This window comes from Halobacillus seohaensis (assembly GCF_042663045.1).
Lineage (GTDB): Bacteria > Bacillota > Bacilli > Bacillales > Halobacillaceae > Halobacillus_A > Halobacillus_A seohaensis.
Genome location: NZ_JBHSZV010000040.1, coordinates 62,369 through 84,019 on the forward strand (window position 1 = coordinate 62,369; position 21,651 = coordinate 84,019).

A 21,651-nucleotide genomic window follows, 5' to 3' on the forward strand; every position below is an offset into this window, starting at 1 on the left:
GTAGTAAACATGACACTTTTCCTTGATCAGAAAAATTTTACAACCATAAAAAATAGGCAAGCACTCTGACTCGAATACTTGCCCCTAGTTAATGATTTTATTTTAAATAATGCGAACAGTAACGATACCTTCAATCTGGTTAATATTCTCTTCTAAGTCAGGAATAATTCTATCGTCTACTTTATTGTCAATATCAATCATTGTATAAGCAGAATCTCCTCGGCTTCTGTTAACCATGTCAGCGATATTCAAGCTATAGTTTGATAAAGCGGATGTGATTTGTCCGACCATATTTGGAACGTTATAGTGGTAAGCAGTCACACGGCGCTTCCCTGTATACGGAAGAGAAGCATTTGGGAAATTCACTGAATTTTTGATGTTCCCTGTTTCCAGAAAATCCTGCACCTGGCGAGCAGCCATCACAGCACAGTTTTCTTCCGATTCTTTCGTGGAAGCTCCAAGATGAGGGAGGGGAATAGCATTTGTCATTTTTAACACGTTTTCATTTGGAAAATCGGTAACATACTTCCCTACCTTTCCACTTTCAAGGGCAGCAGCCATATCACCCTCGTTAACCAGTCCTCCCCTAGAGAAGTTTAGAATATGAACACCCGGTTTCATCATGTTAAATGCTTCTTTGTTGAACATGCCATTATTCTCATCTGTTAGCGGAACGTGTACGGTAATGTAATCAGCATGGGCAAACATCTCTTCGATCGTCATAGCGCGTTGTACCTTGCGTGACAAATTCCACGCTGTATCCACAGAAATGAACGGGTCAAAACCGATAACATCCATGTCCAAATCTAGCGCATCGTTTGCTACTAGGGAACCGACTGAGCCTAAACCGATTACGCCTAAGGTTTTTCCTTTAATCTCTTTTCCGATAAACTGTTTCTTACCAGTCTCTACAAGATTCGGAATTTGTTCTCCTTCTCCTTCCAACGTCTTCGCCCAAGTCACACCAGAAAATAGGTTACGGGATAAAGCCATTAATGATGTTAGTACAAGTTCTTTCACGGCATTAGCATTGGCACCAGGTGTATTAAAAACAACAATTCCACGTTCGTTACAATCTTCAACTGGGATATTATTAACACCCGCACCTGCCCTTGCAATTGCTTTAATATTTTTGTCGAGCTCCATCTCATGCATGTTATTACTTCGTACAATAATGGCGTCAGGTTCCTCACTATTATTATCTATTGTAAAACTTTCCTTATCGAATACATTCAGACCGCATTCAGCAATATTATTTAACGTCTTTATTGTGTTCGTTTTGTTTAACGTTAGTGTGGTCATTTTACTTCCCCCTTCTACTTATAGTGGCTCTTCATGCTTTTATAATGACAAACTTCCCCTTCGATTCCACCCTTCTTTTGTTGGTTTGATATACTCGCAGTTTTGGTCAAAAGGAAAAGGTCTAGAAATGTAGAATGATTTCTACCTTCTAGACCTACAGAAGTCAAAGCATAAATAATTAAGCAAAAGTGAAGCTAATGCTAAATCATAAAATTAGCTGCAATAAAAAAAGCCGAACAGCCAAATACTTTAACTCGTAGTCTAGTTCTTTCAATGGGAACCAGGTAGAGACACTCAGACCATATTACCGAGGATATACGAGTAATGATATTTAATGTTATTACTATGATAATATAGCAGACACATCATAGATAATCAACGAAAAAACGAACTTTATACAAAAATTAATTATTAATGTTCGCTTTTTGAGAGGGTAAAAGAACAGTACCTAAAAATTCAGCGAACTAATGAGTGGCTCATTAAATATAGCATTATCTTCGTTATGTATTACATGAGCAGGATGTTTCTTGGTATCAGGTGCAGTGCGTAATTAGTCTTGCTGCCAATACATTTAGTAGTATAAATACAAAATCTTACGTTCCCAGTAAATCTTCGATCGCATTATTTTTGAATTCATTCCCGCGATTCCACATGAAACAATTCCACGTCATGTAAATGGGCATCGATGGAAGTAAAGACTTGTTGAACCAATGCAGCATCTTCTTTCTTTGGTTTGAACTGAATCCTATAATTTTTCGATTATACAAGCTGGCCCAAGAATGAACCAGCTTTATTTATTAGTAATATAATGCTTCTGCCTTATTACATTTCAAACATCTTTCAAAGTTGTGATTCCTTTTAAAATCATGATCACAATTCTTTTGTATCTCTTTTAAACGATTCTCCAAAAAAGCAAGATGATTTTTCGTTTGATTTATTTCTTCTTCAATATTTTGAACCTTCACTCGTAGCCCCTCCTACGGAATTTACTGATAAATATTACCCCCTGATTTCTTAAATTCCTCTGCTTTATCCTTCATCCCTTTTTCAATAGCTTCTTTTGTAAAAAGTTCATTCTCTTTTGCGTAGTTACGAATATCTTGGGAAATTCTCATACTACAGAATTTTGGTCCGCACATGGAACAAAAATGCGCCGTTTTTGCCCCTTCAGCAGGTAACGTTTCATCATGATACTCCGTAGCACGTTCTGGATCCAAAGATAAGTTAAATTGATCTCTCCAACGAAATTCAAACCGTGCTTTCGACAAGGCATCGTCCCTTTTTTGGGCTCCAGGATGTCCCTTTGCTAAATCAGCGGCATGGGCTGCGATTTTATAAGTAATCACTCCTTCACGAACATCATCCCTATTGGGTAAACCTAAATGTTCTTTTGGAGTTACATAACAAAGCATAGCTGTTCCATACCAGCCAATCATAGCTGCGCCAATTGCAGAAGTAATGTGATCATAACCAGGAGCCACATCTGTTGTAAGAGGTCCAAGTGTATAAAAAGGAGCTTCTTCGCACTCTTCTAATTGTTTGTCCATGTTTTCTTTAATAAGATGCATGGGCACATGGCCGGGTCCTTCAACCATGACCTGAACATCATGCTCCCAAGCGATTTTTGTTAACTCTCCAAGCGTTTCTAACTCCGCAAACTGGGCTTCATCATTGGCATCTGCAATGGAACCAGGACGTAATCCATCCCCTAAGGAGAAGGTAATGTCATAGGTTTTCATAATCTCACAGATTTCCTCAAAGTGAGTATACAAAAAACTTTCTTGGTGGTGATACAAACACCACTGTGCCATGATCGATCCCCCACGAGAAACGATACCCGTTAATCGCTCTGCTGTTAGTGGGACATATCGTAAAAGAACACCTGCATGGATTGTGAAGTAATCAACTCCCTGCTCTGCTTGTTCGATCAACGTATCACGGTAGACCTCCCACGTAAGATCCTCGGCAACGCCATTCACTTTTTCTAATGCTTGATAAATGGGGACTGTGCCAACCGGAACGGATGAATTTCGAACGATCCATTCTCGAGTTGTGTGAATGTCTTTCCCCGTTGATAAGTCCATGATATTATCAGCTCCCCAACGTGTAGCCCAAGTCATTTTTTCGACTTCCTCTTCAATAGAGGATGAAACAGCCGAATTTCCAATATTCGCGTTAATTTTGACATGGAAATTACGCCCTATAATCATTGGTTCAATCTCTGGATGGTTAATATTAGACGGAATAATCGCACGGCCTTTTGCCACTTCATCTCGGACAAATTCCGGATCCATATGTTCCCTTAGTGCAATAAATTCCATTTCAGGAGTGACCATACCCTGTTTAGCGTAATGGAGTTGAGAGACATTTCTTCCCTCTTTAGCACGCCATGGTTTCCGGTTTAATTCAGGGAACACTTTATCGTTTACCCGAGGATCGTTTTCGTCCTTATACCCATTATCTTCAGGACGGATTTCTCGTTTTTCATATTCTTCAACATCGCCACGTTCCTGAATCCATACACTGCGAGGGGTTGGAAGTCCTTTTGTAATATCAACAGAATAGTTTGGATCTGTATAAGGTCCACTTGTGTCATAAACCCGTAAAGGAGGATTTTCCTCTTCTCCAAAAGTACCTGTCGTTGGACTTAAATTGATTTCGCGCATGGGTACTTTTATGTCGGTTCTTGAACCTGGCACATATACTTTTTGACTTCCTGAAAAATTAGACATAATTGAAATGTTTTCTTTGTTTAATGAAGATGGTGACATCCTAAATCTCTCCTTTTTTTAAATATGAAGGACAAGATAAAGAACACACGAAGCAGGAAAGCTTATCGAAGCACATAAAAAAGCCGGGTCCATAATAAATGGTGGAACCCGGCTAATATGTATATAGAAGTTGTGTTACGTTGATGATTGTTCTAACTTCCCTACGCTGGCATGATCCAGATCAGGTCCAAAGAGTCAAGAAACTTTAACGCGTTTCCTTCTCAGCCCAGCTTATTGGGCTCCCCTAGTTATTTCTATTCAATTTGACTATAGTATATATGAGTTTTTTAAAAATTCCAATACCTAACCTGAGAATCGTTCTTTTAACTCATTTATTCCTAGAACAAAATATATATTTAGACCCTTATCATTACTGATTGCATTCCTCTATAATCTTAAAAATAATGATAGGAATCTTACTTTGACGACCTTATCCTGAAAAGACTGGTCTGATAACCTTGAAAGGAGTTTACGGTATTTTGTTTCGGTTGGGCTGGAGAATATAACGAAATACGTTTAGTCCGGTTCCGTTCTCTTCGGTCTGGAATGAGCAAGGGGAAACAGGGATACTCGCCGTACACCTACGGAAAGCGAACCATTTCCCCTGATCCCCATTCCTCTTTCTATAAACGGAACTTCCTTTCTTAAACTCTTTCAAAAATCCTGCTCGATTGCTTAATACCAACTATCCATTTTATAGAGAATAAGCTAACGACTTGGTGTTATGGATGAATGGATAAATCGAGCTAAATCGTTACTTACCTTTCCAAACTCTGATGCATGCGGCCGATCATTTCCCTCAGAATACCCATAGTCGACCATCCGATTCCGATTCAAGCATAGCTTCGTCAGTTTAGGTTGGAAGAAGTCAAACAACTTGAAACGTTCATATAAATGCGGGAAGCGATTTTGATAATCAGTAATTGATTGAGCCAGTAAGCTCCAAAAAGTTTCTTCATCTACCAGTTTATGATTTACTAATAAATTACTGAGGTACCTCAAGTGACAAATGAATAGGCCAGTAAAAATAAATTGAGTCAATCCTTCAGGTGGTTCCGTTCTTAGGACATGTTTAAGTTCACTTGTAACCCCTTTTAGTTCTGGAAAGTCTTGATCCGTAACATTGACATCATCCACAAAGTCCTTGATCGCTAACCGATGCGGCTTGGCATCTTTTAAGACAAGAATCGTGTTTTGCCCGTGTGGGGAGAAAACAGTCCCATATTGGTAAAGATAATGAAGAAGTGGATCCATAACGACTTTGAAAAATTGCCTCATCCATTCCTCTGCTTCAATATCAGATGCTTCTATTAAACTCATCACGAATGGATGGTCTTGATGATCTTCGTGTAGTAGAGCTGCTAAGGTAATTGCCTGCTCCCCTTCTTCAAGATACGTATAAATGCTCTCTCTCCAAATTGCACCGAGCATTTCGAGGTATTGATAGGGGGTATTCTCTATTCCACTATAAAAACGTTGATCGACGTTGATACTGGCATTTTCACCCGGCAAAATCACCCGGCACTCTTCTTTAAGAAAGGAATCATTCTCACACATACCTTTAATCAATTCAGTAACCTTAGGTGTGATCAACGTACGTTCTGAAGGTAAACCTCGATAAACGAGGGTATTTAAAATGCTCATCGGAAGTTTCACATGATGTTTCTTCTTGGAACTTTGATTTACGAAAGTTCGAATCGATTGTTGAGGAAGGTACAGATCTTCCCCATCCCCTAAAGGAATCAATTGTTTCTTAGCTATTTCTTCAGGAAAGTTCTGAATTAAAATATTTTTCCATTGCCATTCATGAACGGGTAAAAAGAAATAATCGGAAGGATCCTTACCATTTCCTTTAATTTCCTCATAAAAACGCCCCCTCTCTTGTTCGCTTAATTCTTTTGCTAATAAATCTTGATAGTTTAAATCGGACACAGATTGAAAGGATGCTTTATTTTGGTGGACGGCTATCCAGGATAATCGTATTTCTTTTTGTTGCTCAGGAGCATAAGAAAGATAATCATCATAACCAAAACCTATTCTTCCTTTGTTATACGTAATCCACGGGTGCCCCTTCATAAAGCCTTCTAATAGGGTATAATCTGTGTTCACAAGATCATCTGAATTGTTTGAGTCTTTTTCAAGCAGATGAACGTCAGCAATTAAAGTTGCGTTCATTTCTTTGATAAGATGACCCGTCGTTTCAGCCGACATCCCAATCAGTGGCTTAATATCAACCAATAACTCAATCACACTATCCGCATTTTTTCTCTCTCCACATTCCATGATTTCAATGGACCGCCATTTTACATCGAAGCTATCAAAGAAACGTTCCTCGGCTAAAAAGCAATACTTTTTGTCCTCCGAAACCTCTAGTTCATACTCACCTTGATTATCAGTCTTGGATCGTAATGTAGGCTTAATCATGTCCTCATACATATATTCGGAAAGCATTTTTGCTAACAATTTTTGATTAACCTTTATCCAATTTTCATGATTAAGTACATTCTTTATATCTTTAGTAAACAACATTAAATCCCCGCTTTCTTTACTTTTATCTAATCAGTCCATTTCGGAAAATGAATTAGAGAGAGTTTTCTCCGTTTTCCTGTGAATGCCAAACGTTTGAAATACATGTTCAGAATAGAGCGTATACACTTCTCTACCTGCAATCTGATTAATAATCACCGCGTTTCGATGAGCCCCAAGCCCAAGATCAGGTGCACCCACTCCATGGGTATGAAGTTCTCCATTTTGCACGAAAATCTCGTGATCTGTACTTAAACAGGTCTCTAATCCATATCCTTTTTTCACTTTATACCGACCGTGATCATCTATGTCTATCCACTCTTTCATATCATCTAGAAATTCAGGGAGTTTAGGTTTATAACCAGTTCCCAAGATGATAAGATCAACTTCTACTTCAAAATATTCCTCGTTCACATGATGGTAACCTACAAGCCTTAGATTATCCTCCTTCTTTTCAAGACTGATAATTTCTGTCATAGCCTGCAAATGGATATCAGGATATTCGTTTCCAATGGAACTTTCATATAAATAATCATAAATTTCGGCAATTGTGTCTGAGCTGATCCCCTTGTAAAGTAAATCTTGCTCTTTGAGGAGCTTATCCTTTTTGATCTGGGGTAGTTCGTAAAAAAAATCGATATATTCGGGTGAAAAATATTCAAGACCCAATTTCGAGTATTCCATGGGGAAAAACCCTTTCGATCGTGTGTACCACTGTAAGGAAACATCTTGATCTTGCTGGTTCTTTGCTATATCGAGAAAAACTTCCGCTGCACTCTGACCTGAGCCTATGACTGCAATAGAATCCGCTTCCCGACAAGTCTCTTTATTCGATAAATAATCAGCCGTGTGAAATACCGATGCACCTAAATGATCTTTCACATGTTCTGGTACAGAAGGTATAGAACCAATTCCCATGACAATATGTTTTGTTACATATTGCTCCAACGCTTCTGTCTGTTCATTCCATGCTGTGACTTCATAAACAATTTGCCCTGATTGCTGTTCGATCGGATTTACCTTTTGAACATTCATACCGAACCGACATGGTTTCAACTGTTCACTCACCCACCGACAATAGTGGTTATATTCTCTACGAGGAATATGGAATTTCTCAAAAAAATAAAAGTGGTACAGTCGATTATGTTCTTGAAGATAGTTAAGAAAACTGTAGGAACTTTTCACATCAACCATGCTTACAAGGTCAGCTAAGAAAGGAACTTGTAGGGTTGTTCCTTCTATAAGCATGTCCGGGTGCCAATTGAATTCCCTTTCTTTTTCTAAGAATAGGGACTGAACTTCAGATACAGAGTCTAGTAAAGCAGCCAATCCTAAATTGAATGGACCAATCCCTATTCCGATCACATCATAAATTGGGTTGGAGTGGTTCGTAGAGCCGATCATCTAAACCACCTCTTTTCAAATTCATTTCGTTCACAAAACATTAACAGTCCCGTTTTTTCTGGAAGGGAGATAGGTTTTAAAGGGACAAAACCGCACTTTTTAAAGACATGAATCATTTTTTCATTTCGAATATCTGGTTCAGCGATAATTTTTGTCGTATTTGCAATTTGGAATTGAAAGCGGATCATAGCTCGCAATAAAGGGAACGAGTATCCTTTTCCAAGAAACGCTTTTTCCCCTAAAAGTAAATGCACTCCTTGATCATAAGCGGAGGACGAATACGTGTGTTCTATAACGTCCCCCTTCACCCAGTACGCCTCCCAATAGCTCATTACCTGACCGTCTAAGTAACCTAAGTAAAGCGTATGGTGTTGATCCGCCAAGGCCTCTTTTAAATGCTCTTGAAACTTATGAAGCGGCAGGTTCAAATTCCAGAAAGGGTGGACATGCTCTTCATTCATCCATTTATGAAGGAGTTCATGATCTTCATAAGTCACTTGCCGAAAAGCTATCGTTTTCTTAATATCGTGGTCATAGCATTCGAATTCATAAGACATAGGTTCATTTACACCTCTCTAGCCAAAGGGTTATTCACGTTTGTATAAACAGATTGGGACTCCATCGGTCCAACAAGTTCATCCATATCATGAAAACGTGTCAGTAAGTTCGCTTTACATGGTAGGACTGGCTCTTCTAACAAACTATTTAAGAGTCTCATAGATTGGTTGGAATTTTGGTGATGCCCAACTAAACGCTCTCTTAGTACATTCAAAAGTTTCTCTTCTTGAATCAGGCCACTAGTACCAAAGCTGTTAATCAAACCAAACAAATGATTAAAGATAAAATAATAGCGCAAACGCTCCTCTGCCACTTCATCATCACAAATCGTGTCACTTTCTTGATTTAAACTAGGAAGTAACCTCTTGAGTTGATCAGATTTGGATTTACAGAAGTAGAATCCTTGATTATCCCGATAATAGAATGTGTCTGGATAACCATTTTTCATCCTAACAACAGAATTTTGCTGGTGTGCCTCTAGTGCCATTCCATAGGTCTTAAATAGCCATAACATAGGGTCCACAGTCAGAGACAGATATTGATTGAACCAGTCTAAACTTACTTCATCAACTGGACGTCCTTCTCTTTGAGCGATCCCTTTAATAATCGAGTAAATTCTAGGTCTACCTCCATATGCATGGTCTTGACCTAAGGCAGCGATCACACTCGTATTCTCGGCCTGTTTATAAAAAGGATTCTCACGTATGACCATTTCAAATCCTGATACTTCTTCATCTATATTCAAATTAAGATAAGCAGGATCGTTTACTATATGGAAGTTAGGAAAAGCCTCCTTCAACTTCCCTCCAAGTTCTGTACCAAGCAACCTTGAAACTTCCACCCCTCGCGCTAGTTCTTTTCGTTGGTTGATACGCAGAGAGTTCGTAATTTTTATCGGCACTGAGAATTTATACATATACTTGGACTCCCGGCAATAAACCGTCCTAAACGATGATGTCGGTGTAAACGACTTCCCAAGCGGTCCTATATACTCTAATTCTCTTTTTGCCAAAAGCGCTTGAATCTCTGATTTATCTAATAGGTACGGAACCTGGAGTGGGTGTACAGGAATCAAAATACGTTTTTTAGCAATGAAAGTATCCAGCCACTCTTGACCAACATCTCCCGCTTCATATAAATCTTCATATATAATATCGGAGGCTGATTTTTGGAGACTAGAATCTTGTACAACCGATGCTGTTTTTGCACTAAAATAATGAAGCTGAAATTCCCCTTGATGTTCTGGGGAATATTTTTGATCTTCTTGGTCCGTCAACCCTTGTTTACTTTTTGGTGTTGGATGAAGCAAATGACCGAATATTAAGGATTGTTCAGCATCGATATATTCAAAGTCTTCATTGTTAAGAGCCTCGGCATCCTTCATACGATAGTCAATATAAGTTTTTATCTTTTGGCAGCTCAGGATCACTCTTAAGATCAGCTCATCTTCCGCCTGCTCGTTCCCCTTTTCTAGTAACCACTCCTTGACTAAGAGAGTGACTAACGTAACATAGTCTATGTTCTTTACATCTTCATCGTCTCCTATCTGATAATAAAGAGGGAATTGAAATAAATGGCGATCCGTCAGCGACCAATACCTAACAGGAATAATCAATTTGATTTGCTGCCTGTTCAACTTGATGCTGATTACTTTCTCCACTTCACTGGATAAACGTGACATAAAAGAATCACGCTTATACGCATACTCTTCTTCATACTTGCCTACCTCTCGCAAATAGCAATTTAAAAAGCTTTGCATCGTTGCGTTTTCGGCTATTACTTTGGAATTCATCAACACTTGACACCCCCGTTTACTAATTGATTCCCTATCCCTTCTATATCATGGATGACTTCTTTCATATCACTAAACGTTGTTCTTGGGTTTAATAAAGTGAATTTTAGATAAGTGTCTCCATTGAAAGAAGTTTTGGCGACTACCGCTTTCCCTTCGTGAAGCAACTGTTGCTGGATCGACCGATTCAAGTCATTTCCATCGATAGAAATAGATGCTTTAGGTTGAAATCGAAAGATAACCGTGTTCAATTCAGGATCTACATTTTGAATGGAAAAGCTTTCAAGTCCTTTTAAATAATTAGCGGTCTCTTTGGCCAGCTCTAAGGTATCATCGATCATACTCCCCAATAAGTTGGTTCCTAACGTTTTTATCGTAAGAAAAAACTTCAATGCATCAAATCTTCTTGTCGTTTGGACCGACTTATTGACAAGGTTCACAATGCCATCTTCTTCATCTCGAACTGGATTCAAATAATCCGCATGATGAGAAAGGTAATGAAAATTATTTTGATCTTTAACTAGAAACAAGCCGCAGCTGATTGGTTGATATAATAGCTTGTGGAAATCGATGGTGATGGAGTCGGCCAATTGAAGTCCATTAACTTTTTTACAATGGGAATGACTGAAAAGAAGCCCTCCCCCAAAAGCTGCATCTACATGAAACCATATGTTATGTTCCTCAGATACTTCAGCGAGTTCAGGTAGAGGATCAATACTGCCAAAATCCGTCGTCCCACACGTTGCAACGATTGCGAATGGTAACAAGTTGTCTGTTTCCATTTGTGCCAGCGTTTGTTTAACATCGTCCACTTTCATACGATGATGTGCATCTGTTTTAATAGTCACTACGGCCTGTTCTCCTAAACCAAGGTGGGCGGCAGATTTTTTCACAGTAAAATGGGCTTCTTCTGAACAGATAATCCTCAAGCGACCAAATCCTTCTGGTAACCCATCCTGCTGTACACGTTGATCCCAATAGGTATGGCAGAAAGAATCTCGTGCTAGTAAGAGACCCATGTAATTAGACTGTGTCCCTCCACTAGTAAAGACACCGTCCGCTGTTTCAGGTAAATGAGCTTTTTCTGCTATCTTCTTCACCATCTCTTCTTCCACATAAGTAGCCGCAGTGCTTTGGTCCCATGAATCCATCGATTGATTCAGTGTCCCGATAACCAACTCTGCTACAATCCCAGGAAGCAGAGGCGGGCAGTGTAAGTGGGCGATGCTTTTTTCATGGGAAATGTGAAGACTATTTTTTAAAATAGGATCCTCCATAGAATCAAGGACTTCCTTTAATGATTGAGTCTCTTTGGTAAATTCCATCATGGGCTGGATCTCACTCTTAATGTCTTCCGGACTTTTTCCAATAAACGGATTATCTGCTTCTGTAATAACTTCCTGTAACTTCTGACTTACCAGCTCTACTTGTTTCCTAAAAGCATGGATCCCCTCTTCCCCTTGATGGAGAAAAAAGGATTCATACGCGTCCACATTCGTACGTGAATTTTCTAGGGTAATCATTCCATCACTCCTTCAGGGAAGCAGATACGGCGTCTTTGAAAATACTTACCACTTCCTTCACTTGTTCTTCCGTTATAATTAGTGGTGGAAGGAATCGAACGATTGAGCCATGTCTTCCGCCTACTTCCAAAATCAAGCCGCGCTTAAAACATTCATGCTGAATGTGACTGGCAAGTTCAGGATTTGCAGGTAAACTTCCAGACGAGGATGGAGCATGTGTCGGATCTACAATTTCAACACCAATCATTAACCCTCTGCCTCGCACATCCCCAAATTCAGGAAAGTCACTTTGCTGCTGTTGCAATGATTGAAGGAGCAGATTTCCCATTTCTTCAGCATGGCGATCTAATTCATTTTTTTTAATATAGTTTAGCGATGCTGTCCCTGCTGCCATGGCCATTTGATTCCCTCTAAAGGTTCCAATATGAGCCCCATGTTCCCAACAATCTAACTCTTGATCGTAAATGACAACAGAGAGTGGAAGACTACCACCAATTGCTTTTGAAAGAACAAACACATCGGGAACAATTCCCGCGTGCTCGAAGGAAAACATCTTACCTGTCCGACCAATTCCAGTTTGTACCTCATCAATGATCAATGGAATCCCACGCTCTTTGGTAATTCGTCTTATTTCCTGCAACCATTCAATTGGAGCTGGAATAGATCCCCCTTCTCCTTGTACCGTCTCTAGGATCATCGCTGCGGGAGGGAGAACTCCACTTTCAGGATCATCGAGTAAATTTTCAATATAAGTACTGCTCAGTCGATGGCCTTCTTCTCCACCTTTTCCAAATGGGCAGCGGTACGTATAGGGATAAGGTAAGAAATGTGTATCTGGCATTAACCCTTGAACTTTTTTCTTTGGACTTAAGTTTCCACTAATGGACATCGTTCCATGGGTAGAGCCATGATATCCACCCTGAAACGTTAGGATACTTTGCCTCCCTGTAGCCGTTTTGACTAATTTCAGTGCGGCTTCGATTGCATCTCCACCTGTAGGACCACAAAATTGAATTTTGGCTCGTTCACAAAACTCTTCTGGTAAGCAAGAGAACAATTCATTAACAAACTCTTCTTTTATTGGTGTTGTAATGTCTAATGTATGTAATGGCCTTTTATCTCTGATAACTTTCTCCATCGCTTCAATAACCACTGAATGATTATGACCTAAAGCTAACGTACCCGCTCCTGCTAAACAGTCCAAATACTTTTTCCCATCCATGTCGGTCACATATATGCCCTCAGCTTCCCCTATCGCTAAAGGAATCCTTCTTGGATAAGATCTCGCATTCGACTCCCGTTGTTCTTGTTGATTAAGTAATTCTTTATTTGAATGTTGTGTTTGAACTGTCATTAATTTCCTCTCCCTTTTGTAGATATTAGGTTTTTCTCTTGCAACGTCATACTAATTGAAAATGATTATCATCGTCAATAGTAATTGATAACCATTATCAATGTGAATGCATATTGTAATTGTTCAGTTTGAGTGAGAAAAACATCGTTCTTTTACGATAAAAACATTGATATAAAAAGGTTTTAAAGGTAGCAGGATGATCTTTCAAATCATGTATAGATGGTCAGGATCTAGTTTAAAAATAAGCATAAAGGCCTCGATGGGGTAAATCGAGCTATTTTCAAGTACATTTACTAGATAAAATCCTTTCTCCACTAAAAACCCTGTGCAAAATTTTTGGCACAGGGTTTTTGGTGGAGAACCATAATTTCATATAGACAATTTACTGGTTGTTAGATAGCTAGCTTACCTTTACAGGAGCAAATACGGACTTCCATTTCTTTATCACTATTGAGCCTTGTTTAATATCTTCCTCCGTTAACAGAGTTTGAACATTTGCTTCCCATAATGTACTAAATTTCGTTCCATAAAATTAGCATCGAAACTGTACCTTTCATCTAAAACCGTCGGACTTTTGATTTAGAAGTTCCTCTTTAGAAAATAAGAGATACCACTTTCTGATAAGTAAAGATCATTTCTAAATAATAAAGAAGCCGAAGACCATGGTATAGGTCTTCAGCTTTCGATACCCTTTTAGTTAAAATTGAATAACTCTTTACCAAACAGGCTAAAAGGAAAGTCCAATTTCTGCACAAAACTTTTTTAATGCTCCATCATTTCATGGGCAATATCATTACCATCCATATCTGATGGGTAGTAGGTAGGCCAATTGGTAACCTCATCCAATAGAGCTCCACGGTCGTCGCCCCAATATAGGTGATAATGATCAGCTTTCGTCGGATAGATACTATGATCACTAAATTGAATATATTGAGGAAGCCCTTCAGTATCTTCATTTAATTTGAAGATGTATCTTACCCCCCTATTTCCAGCATCATATGTTAGAATTTCGTACCCATCGGAGATATACTCACCAGAATTTTCTTCACCATTTTTGAAGAACGTTACCGTATCTTCCTGAATCAAAATACGGTCAACATCGGTTTGATACCCTTCTCTATAATACTTCTTATATTCTTCCGCTGTCTTGTCACCTTCATGTGCTTCTTTATGGTCAAATACTTCGTCAAGTGTGCCATCTTGAAGGTATGGGTAGACAGACTGCCAGTCTCCTTCCCAATCGGAGAGCGAACGGTCCTTCACTTGACTGTCTTCAAAATATCCCTCATAAATTTTTTCGGATTTTTCATCATCTGCACGCCCATGGTCGTGTTCACTGTGCTCATCATTTTCTGTATCGTCCTCTGAAACTGATGAAGGTTCAGACAAAGCTTCTGTTAATTTATCCAAATTGTGCTGCATGAGTGTAAAGTAGTCTTCATTATTCTCAAGATCTTCTTCTGTTAAAACAGATAAATTGTGGATGCGTAATGTCTCTGCATCGATTTCTTTTCTAACAACTTCCGCCACTTTAGGGGTTACATTTTGCTCAAAAAATACATAATTCAAGCCGTGCCTTTCAGCAGTCTCAATGATATTTTCCACTTCTTTTTGTGAAGGCTCGTTAGCAGGGCTTAAACCAGACATGGGCACCTGCTCGATCCCATAGGCTTTCTCCCAATAGCCGTAAGCTGCATGGGATACAATAATTTTATTCTCGGGTAAAGTCTCTAGTTGTGTATGGAACTTTTCGTCTAAGTTCTCAAGCTTTCCTTTCAACTCTTCAAAGTTTTCGTTAAAGGCTTCTTCTTGCTCAGGTTTTAATTCAACTAATGTATCTTTTATATGTTCCGCCATCTGAATAGAACGAACAGGATCGAGCCAAACGTGTGGGTCTTGATCTCCATGATTATGCCCATCATGTTCGTTCTCGTGGCTATCTTCTTCTCCTTCGTGGTTATGAACGTGCTCTTCCAAGTCAATTCCTTTTGATGCTTCTAGTATCTTAACGTCTTCAGATTCAATAGATTCGGAGATTTGATTAGCATACGGTTCTAAACCGGCTCCATTATAAATAAAAGCATCAGATTCAGCGAATTCTATCATTTCTTTGGTAGTTGGTTCATAAGTATGCGGATCTGATCCAGGTGGTAGAATAGAGTCTACAGAAGCTTGATCCCCTGCAATTTGTTCAGCAAAAAACTGAAGAGGATAAACCGTTGTAAAAACCTTCAACTCCTCATTCGAACCTTGTGATTCTCTTTCACTTTCATTACTGCTTGCCTTCTCTCCATCACACGCAGCTAGTGTAAAGATGACAGTAAATAAACTTAGTACTCCTGCAAATTTTTTAAACAATTGCTCTCCTCCTTTTATTCAATAAAATTTTATCGTAATGATTACGATTTGTAAATAGTAATCATTACTCTTAACCTCAGCAACTAAATAAACCATTTTATTGTATGTAGGACATATCCCATAGACATCAAATTTATAATTCATAATAATAATGATTCAGGTTTTTTTATGATATTCATTGGGTAGAAATCAATCGCTTAAGTTTTTCTACAAATCTTAAACGTGTCGGAGAGGAAGCTTTCTAAGTGATTTATAATCTCCTTTAGCTTTTAGCTCTCTTCTCGGTTTAGCATATTTTACTACCATTTCTTGTCTCTTTTTTCCTTTGCTTCGTTAGATTTTTCAGCCATTTTTCTCACCTTTCTTTTTAACGATAATGATTATGATTTATTGGTTTAAAAATATTCTCGTTATCTTTTTAAACTCCTCATAAATTACCTATAAAAATGTATAAAGCCTCACAAGAGTTCAGGAAACTCTTGTGAGGCTTGTGCAATTTGTGCTTTAATAATGTCCTGCAAATTTTCATTTACAGGTTTAGTTGAAATGAGCTTTCCAGCTAGGCCAGCTAGATTACACCGTCATTCCACCATACCTTGGGCAGTAAAAATAATAAAAAAACATCTTTAAACTCCTTATAAAATAAACTATAAGCAAAACAGGCTGCTAAAATTAGGAGCCTGTACCTTCTTTCAATACCAATTTTGTAACAGCTTCAACATGCATCGTCTGCGGAAACATATCCACCGGCTGAATACCTTCAACGTCATACCCATTTTTCTCCAAGTACTTTAAATCTCGCACCTGCGTTTCCGGGTTACAGGACACATACACGATCCGCTTCGGCTGAAGCTGAACGACGCTTGATAAGAATGCTTCGTCACTCCCGCTTCTCGGTGGATCCATAATTACTACATCAGCTTTATCACCACGCTTCGCCATCTCTATCATGAATTCTCCAGCGTCACCTTGATAGAACCGTGCATTTTTCACGCCGTTACGTTTCGAATTACGGATGGCATCACGTACCGCATCCTTATTCACCTCTACGCCAATGACCTTTCCGGCTTTCTGGCTGGCAACAAGACCGATCGTCCCAATGCCACAATAGGCATCAATCACGGTTTCCTCCCCGGTCAACTCGGCCATTTCAATGGCTTTTCCATACAATTTCTCCGTCTGAACCGGATTGATCTGATAAAAGGATTTTGCAGAGATCTCGAACTTCAGGCCGCACAAAGTGTCTGTTATCGTTCCCTTGCCGAACAATACATACTCCTGATCGCCCAGAACTACGCTGGTGTCCCGTTTATTAACATTCAGTAGCATTGTCGTAATTTCTGGATGAGCTTTTCGTAAAGCTTTCACAAAATTCTTTTTACCCTTAAATTCAGAAGATGCTGCGACCAGCACTACCATGATTTCCTCGCTGACTTTGCCAACTTTGATTAGCACGTGCCGCAAGAAGCCACGGCCAGTATCTTCGTTGTACGGCTGCATTTTCGAAGTCTTCATGTAGTCCTTGATGGTCTGCACGATTTCGTCCGCTTTCGGATCATGAATGAGACACCAATCCACCGGAGTGATTTCATGTGTGTTCTGAGCGTACAATCCTCCAATGATCTGTCGCTTGTGATTCAGACCGAATGTCGTATGGCTCTTGTTCCGGTAATTATAAGGGTCATCCATCGTCAAAATGGGCTCCGGTTTTCCGAATGGCTTCATTAAACCATCTATGGTTTGCTGCTTTAAACGCGATTGCGTCTGATTGCTCATATGCTGCAGCTGACATCCCCCACACTCATAATAATACGCACACGGTGGCTCGACTCGTTCTTTGGCTGGATTGATCACACGTTTCAACTCTGCGTTTACAAATCGACCTTTTTGGAACACTGTCACCTCAGCCTTTTCACCAGGCAACAGATGAGGTACTTCCAGCTGCTTTCCTTTCCACTGGGCTATGCCTTTGCCTTCATTGGTCAGGCCTGAGCAAGTCACCTCAGCGGTTACGGATTTCTTGACACGTTGAGATGAGTTCTGTTTCTCGTACGGTTTCTCAGAACGGTTGTGTTTATTTTTGGATTTCTTATATGTCTTATTCTTTTGTTTACTCATAGGCACTTCCTGTCTTTGTTATGTTGCCCCTCATTATAAACTACCCATAACTGATGGTAAAATAAGCGATAGTAAAAAAAGGTGCTCCTAACACTTGACCATGTCTGTTCACCTCTTTGGAAATCATTAAATCTAGAAACTTTAGCTTGTCTTCATCGATTAAGACCACTTTCCGTTGTGGACTCTTTTGATGTACAGCTGCCCCCTGTTATGGAAGTCAACTCAATAACTTATAACAATTTTCCAGAAAAAAGAGAAGGCACTCTATCATAAATGTATGCTTCTAGAGCAAATACATTTTGAAAGAGACCTTCTCACGGAAAGCGTTATTTGGTTACTGTGCCTGCACCGGCTGGATGTACTCCATGACGATAGAAATCGGTATCAATTGGCTCCAGTGGTTTACGTCCAAGGATAAGGTCTGCTGCCTTTTCCGCCAACATCAACACAGGTGCATGGATATTGCCATTCGTAACGTAAGGCATGGCAGACGCATCAACCACCCGTACATTGTCTAGCCCGTGAACTTTCATGGTTTGCGGATCTACGACAGACATGGAGTCTGAAGCAGGTCCCATTTTTGCGGTACAAGACGGATGAAGTGCCGTTTCAGCATCTTCTTTCACCCATTCCAAAATTTCCTCGTCTGTTTGAACAGTAGGACCAGGTGAGATTTCACCAGCATTGTAAGATGACATCGCTTGTTGAGTCATAATCTTACGGGTGACTCTTACCGCTTCAACCCATTCGCGTTTGTCCTGTTCAGTAGAAAGATAGTTGTAGACCATGCTTGGATGCTCTTTAGGATCTTTCGAACGAATCTTTAATGACCCCCGAGCATCTGAATACATAGGTCCGACATGGACTTGGAAGCCGTGATCCGTTGGCGCCTTTTGTCCATCGTACCGCACTGCTACTGGAAGGAAGTGGAACATCAAGTTAGGATAATCGACGTCCTCGTTTGAACGGACGAAACCTCCGCCTTCAAAATGATTGGTAGCTGCCGGCCCAGTGCGTCCAAGCATCCACTGTAAACCGATCCAAGGCATGCGCGCTTTATTTAAGTTGGGCTGTTCAGAAACAGGCAGCGGACAAGCGTGTTGGATATAGGCTTCGAGGTGATCCTGGAGGTTTTCCCCTACACCCGGAAGGTCAACTACGGGTTTAATGCCAAGAGAGCGAAGGTGTTCGGCATCTCCCACACCTGACAATTGAAGTAGCTGCGGCGTGTTGATTGCACCACCTGAAAGTATAACTTCACCTGCTTTAACATGATGAGTCTGCCCGTTTCGTTGATATGTCAACCCTTGAGCTTGAGTACCATCGAAGTCGACACTCTTAACGAAAGCACGAGTCCTCACCGTTAAGTTCTCACGCTTCATTGCTGGATGCAGATAGGCACGTGAAGCTGACAACCGCTGGCCTTTGTACACATGCTTATCAAAAGGTCCGAATCCCTCTTGGCGAAAACCGTTCACATCAGGGGTTCTTGAGTAACCAGCCTCTACACCTGAGTTAAAGAAGGCTTGGAATAATGGGTTGGTGGCTGGCCCACGTTCCAATTTGATAGGACCGTCGTGGCCGCGAAGATCATCATCTGGTGATCCTAAAGCATTTTCCAAGCGTTTGAAATACGGAAGACAATGCGCAAAATTCCACGTTTCCATACCTTCGTCGGCTCCCCAGCGTTCATAGTCCATCGGATTACCGCGTTGATAAATCATACCGTTAATTGAACTTGAACCTCCGAGCAGCTTTCCTCGAGCATGCTTGATACGTCTTCCATTCATATATGGTTCAGGGTCCGATTCGTATTTCCAATCGTAAAGGCTTTTGCCTGCAGGAAACGGCAAAGCTGCTGGCATTTGGATCAATAGGTCCCATGCATAATCACTGCGTCCCGCCTCTAAAACAAGAACACTTTTTTTTCCATCTTCACTTAGACGGTCACCAAGTACAGAACCCGCACTACCGCCTCCAACGATGACAATATCATATGTTTCACTCATATTCTGTTCCTCCTCGTTTTGAAATTGAAAGAAAGGGCTTCATACAATAGGAATAGCATTGCTCAAAACCCTTCTTCATTTATCAAATCTAGTTAATAGTTTGTATTTATAGCATTTACTTTTAAAAAAATCAGTAGCTCAAGCTTGAGCTTGCGAGAGACTTTCAATTTTCTTCCTCATAGTGCGTGTTCAAAAAGATGCCAAATTAGAAGCAAGCAGGTCGAGGCGGCGAAGTTTCTGAGGACCAAAGTGTAGGCTTTTCCTACATGAGGACCGGAAGAACAAGCCAACGAAGAGATGCGCCGCTTATCATTTGGTAACTTTTTGAACATCCTCTCATAATGATTTTATAGAGAATGAATAATAATTTGTTAGCTTAGAACCAGTTAATAGGTTCAGGTTTAAGGTTTTGGAATATATGCTTTGTTTCTGTATATTCTTCCATGCCTAGTCTGCCTAGTTCGCGTCCAATACCAGACTGTTTAAATCCACCCCACGGGGCGTGTGGGAAATAAAGGTTGAATTCATTGATCCAAACAGTACCCATGCGCATTTTTGCTGCACAGCGTTCAGCCTTTGCAATATCGTTTGTAAAAACGCCGCCAGCAAGTCCGTAGATCGAATCATTCGCAAGCTTCACCGCTTCTTTTTCTGTACTGAATTTCTCAACCGTGATAACTGGACCAAAACCTTCCTCTTGAACAACGGTCATGTCTGTTGTGCAGTCTGTGAAAATCGTAGGCAAGTAGAAAAAGCCATTTTGCAATTCCGGATCTTCTGGACGTTTGCCCCCAACTGCTAAGGTAGCACCTTCTTTAATCCCTGCTTCTACATACTTTTCTACTTTCGCACGGTGGTCAGCTGAAATGAGTGGCCCCATTTGAGTATCTTCGTCAAATCCGCTTCCGAGCTTGAATTGTTTCACTCGCTCCACAAGCGCATTCACGAACTCATCGTGAATACTTTCTTCCACAATCAGTCTTGTACCAGCGGAACAAATTTGTCCTGCGTGGAAGAATACTCCGTTTAACGCTTGGTCGACAGCTATCTCAAAATCAGTATCAGCAAATACGATATTCGGGTTTTTCCCACCAAGCTCAAGTGCTAGTTTCTTCACATTCACGCTTGCCGCTTGCATAATTTTTTTCCCGGTAACAATACCGCCTGTAAAAGAAATAAGGTCTACATCTGTGTTATTAGACAGCTCTGCGCCAACTGTATCGCCTGTACCAAGCACCAGGTTAGCAACACCAGCAGGCACCCCAGCCTCTTCCATTAGTTCAAATACTTTTATAGTAGTAAGCGGTGTAATTTCACTTGGCTTCATGATTAAAGTATTTCCAGTCGCAAGCGCTGGAGCCAGTTTCCAGGACGCTTGAAGTAAAGGATAATTCCAAGGTGTAATCTGCCCACAAACCCCAACAGGTTCGTGAACCACTTTACTGGTAGAGTTTGACACTGGAGAATCCACTAGCTCTCCGCCATCTTTATCTGCAATTTCTCCATAATAACGAAACACACCAGCGATATCATCCATGTCTCCACGGCTTTCTTCTACTGTCTTGCCAGTATCCAATGATTCTAAATGAGCAAGTTCTTGTTTGTCTCTTTCAATCAATTCAGCAATTTCCCTTACGACAGCCCCTCGCTCAGTTGCTGTAGTAGAAGCCCATTCCCCGTTATCAAATGCTTCTCTTGCTGCAGCAATGGCTGCTCTTGTATCTGATTCATCACCTTCAGGAACAGTAGCAATAACTTCCTGGTTAAATGGATTAATAATCTCACGCGTATTCTCCGAGTTCGCGTCCACCCATTTGCCATTAATATATTGTTGTAGTTTAAGATCCATATCTATCAACTCCGATTTTGAATAAAATTAAGTTTATTAAAAATTTATTTAACGTTCTTAACAATAACACGCCTTTTTATGGCTGTC

Annotated in this window: 13 protein-coding genes, 1 pseudogene and 2 riboswitches; all 14 genes and pseudogenes read right to left on the bottom strand. The window is 40.2% G+C overall.

Translation table 11 applies throughout. The features are described 5' to 3' along the window. Window positions 1-102: 102 nt before the first annotated feature. On the bottom strand, window positions 103-1,302 hold the full coding sequence (locus ACFQIC_RS15465) for a phosphoglycerate dehydrogenase (protein ID WP_204710074.1): 1,200 nt from the start codon (window positions 1,300-1,302) through the stop codon (window positions 103-105). Between the two features lie 237 nt (window positions 1,303-1,539). Next, a riboswitch (purine riboswitch) is annotated at window positions 1,540-1,643 on the bottom strand. A gap of 456 nt (window positions 1,644-2,099) precedes the next feature. Then, entirely contained in the window at window positions 2,100-2,267 is a 168-nt protein-coding gene (locus tag ACFQIC_RS15470) for a serine protease (RefSeq protein ID WP_204710075.1), read from the bottom strand. Window positions 2,268-2,288: 21 nt separating this feature from the next. Continuing rightward, a complete protein-coding gene (gene thiC, locus ACFQIC_RS15475) occupies window positions 2,289-4,073 on the bottom strand; it encodes a phosphomethylpyrimidine synthase ThiC (protein WP_204710077.1) in 1,785 nt (594 codons plus the stop codon). Window positions 4,074-4,214: 141 nt separating this feature from the next. Beyond that, a riboswitch (TPP riboswitch) is annotated at window positions 4,215-4,329 on the bottom strand. Window positions 4,330-4,781: 452 nt separating this feature from the next. After that, window positions 4,782-6,602, bottom strand: coding sequence for an IucA/IucC family protein (locus ACFQIC_RS15480; protein ID WP_204710079.1), 1,821 nt, complete (start codon window positions 6,600-6,602; stop codon window positions 4,782-4,784). 30 nt (window positions 6,603-6,632) lie between these two features. Continuing rightward, window positions 6,633-8,003 carry a lysine N(6)-hydroxylase/L-ornithine N(5)-oxygenase family protein gene (locus ACFQIC_RS15485; protein ID WP_204710081.1) on the bottom strand — a complete coding sequence of 457 codons (1,371 nt, stop codon included), beginning with the start codon at window positions 8,001-8,003 and terminating at the stop codon, window positions 6,633-6,635. After that, entirely contained in the window at window positions 8,000-8,527 is a 528-nt protein-coding gene (locus tag ACFQIC_RS15490) for a GNAT family N-acetyltransferase (RefSeq protein ID WP_390217381.1), read from the bottom strand. The genes ACFQIC_RS15485 and ACFQIC_RS15490 overlap by 4 nt, the downstream gene beginning before the upstream one ends. A gap of 41 nt (window positions 8,528-8,568) precedes the next feature. Beyond that, complete coding sequence (locus ACFQIC_RS15495) at window positions 8,569-10,356, bottom strand: IucA/IucC family protein (protein ID WP_204710085.1); 1,788 nt, start codon at window positions 10,354-10,356, stop codon at window positions 8,569-8,571. Continuing rightward, window positions 10,353-11,876, bottom strand: a complete 1,524-nt coding sequence (locus ACFQIC_RS15500; RefSeq protein WP_204710087.1) for a pyridoxal phosphate-dependent decarboxylase family protein — start codon at window positions 11,874-11,876, stop codon at window positions 10,353-10,355. Before ACFQIC_RS15500 ends, ACFQIC_RS15495 begins: the two co-directional genes overlap by 4 nt. A gap of 4 nt (window positions 11,877-11,880) precedes the next feature. Next, entirely contained in the window at window positions 11,881-13,230 is a 1,350-nt protein-coding gene (locus tag ACFQIC_RS15505; RefSeq protein ID WP_204710088.1) for an aspartate aminotransferase family protein, read from the bottom strand. A gap of 762 nt (window positions 13,231-13,992) precedes the next feature. After that, a complete protein-coding gene (locus tag ACFQIC_RS15510; protein WP_204710091.1) occupies window positions 13,993-15,588 on the bottom strand; it encodes a metal ABC transporter solute-binding protein, Zn/Mn family in 1,596 nt (531 codons plus the stop codon). 231 nt (window positions 15,589-15,819) lie between these two features. Then, window positions 15,820-15,938, bottom strand: a pseudogene (locus tag ACFQIC_RS15515) (30S ribosomal protein S14); the annotation flags it as partial. A gap of 322 nt (window positions 15,939-16,260) precedes the next feature. Next, window positions 16,261-17,706, bottom strand: a complete 1,446-nt coding sequence (gene rlmD / locus ACFQIC_RS15520) for a 23S rRNA (uracil(1939)-C(5))-methyltransferase RlmD (protein ID WP_204710094.1) — start codon at window positions 17,704-17,706, stop codon at window positions 16,261-16,263. 326 nt (window positions 17,707-18,032) lie between these two features. Beyond that, window positions 18,033-19,715, bottom strand: coding sequence for a choline dehydrogenase (gene betA / locus ACFQIC_RS15525; protein ID WP_204710104.1), 1,683 nt, complete (start codon window positions 19,713-19,715; stop codon window positions 18,033-18,035). A 376-nt stretch (window positions 19,716-20,091) separates the two neighbouring features. After that, window positions 20,092-21,564 carry a betaine-aldehyde dehydrogenase gene (betB, locus tag ACFQIC_RS15530; protein WP_204710115.1) on the bottom strand — a complete coding sequence of 491 codons (1,473 nt, stop codon included), beginning with the start codon at window positions 21,562-21,564 and terminating at the stop codon, window positions 20,092-20,094. Window positions 21,565-21,651 lie beyond the last annotated feature (87 nt).

What these genes read in the sequence shown, in the direction of transcription:
- rlmD (WP_204710094.1), bottom strand. Translation starts at nt 17,706, where the DNA reads ATGAGTAAACAAAAGAATAAGACATATAAGAAATCCAAAAATAAACAC.
- ACFQIC_RS15505 (WP_204710088.1), bottom strand. Translation starts at nt 13,230, where the DNA reads ATGACAGTTCAAACACAACATTCAAATAAAGAATTACTTAATCAACAA.
- ACFQIC_RS15485 (WP_204710081.1), bottom strand. Translation starts at nt 8,003, where the DNA reads ATGATCGGCTCTACGAACCACTCCAACCCAATTTATGATGTGATCGGA.
- ACFQIC_RS15465 (WP_204710074.1), bottom strand. Translation starts at nt 1,302, where the DNA reads ATGACCACACTAACGTTAAACAAAACGAACACAATAAAGACGTTAAAT.
- ACFQIC_RS15500 (WP_204710087.1), bottom strand. Translation starts at nt 11,876, where the DNA reads ATGATTACCCTAGAAAATTCACGTACGAATGTGGACGCGTATGAATCC.
- ACFQIC_RS15480 (WP_204710079.1), bottom strand. Translation starts at nt 6,602, where the DNA reads ATGTTGTTTACTAAAGATATAAAGAATGTACTTAATCATGAAAATTGG.
- betB (WP_204710115.1), bottom strand. Translation starts at nt 21,564, where the DNA reads ATGGATCTTAAACTACAACAATATATTAATGGCAAATGGGTGGACGCG.
- betA (WP_204710104.1), bottom strand. Translation starts at nt 19,715, where the DNA reads ATGAGTGAAACATATGATATTGTCATCGTTGGAGGCGGTAGTGCGGGT.
- thiC (WP_204710077.1), bottom strand. Translation starts at nt 4,073, where the DNA reads ATGTCACCATCTTCATTAAACAAAGAAAACATTTCAATTATGTCTAAT.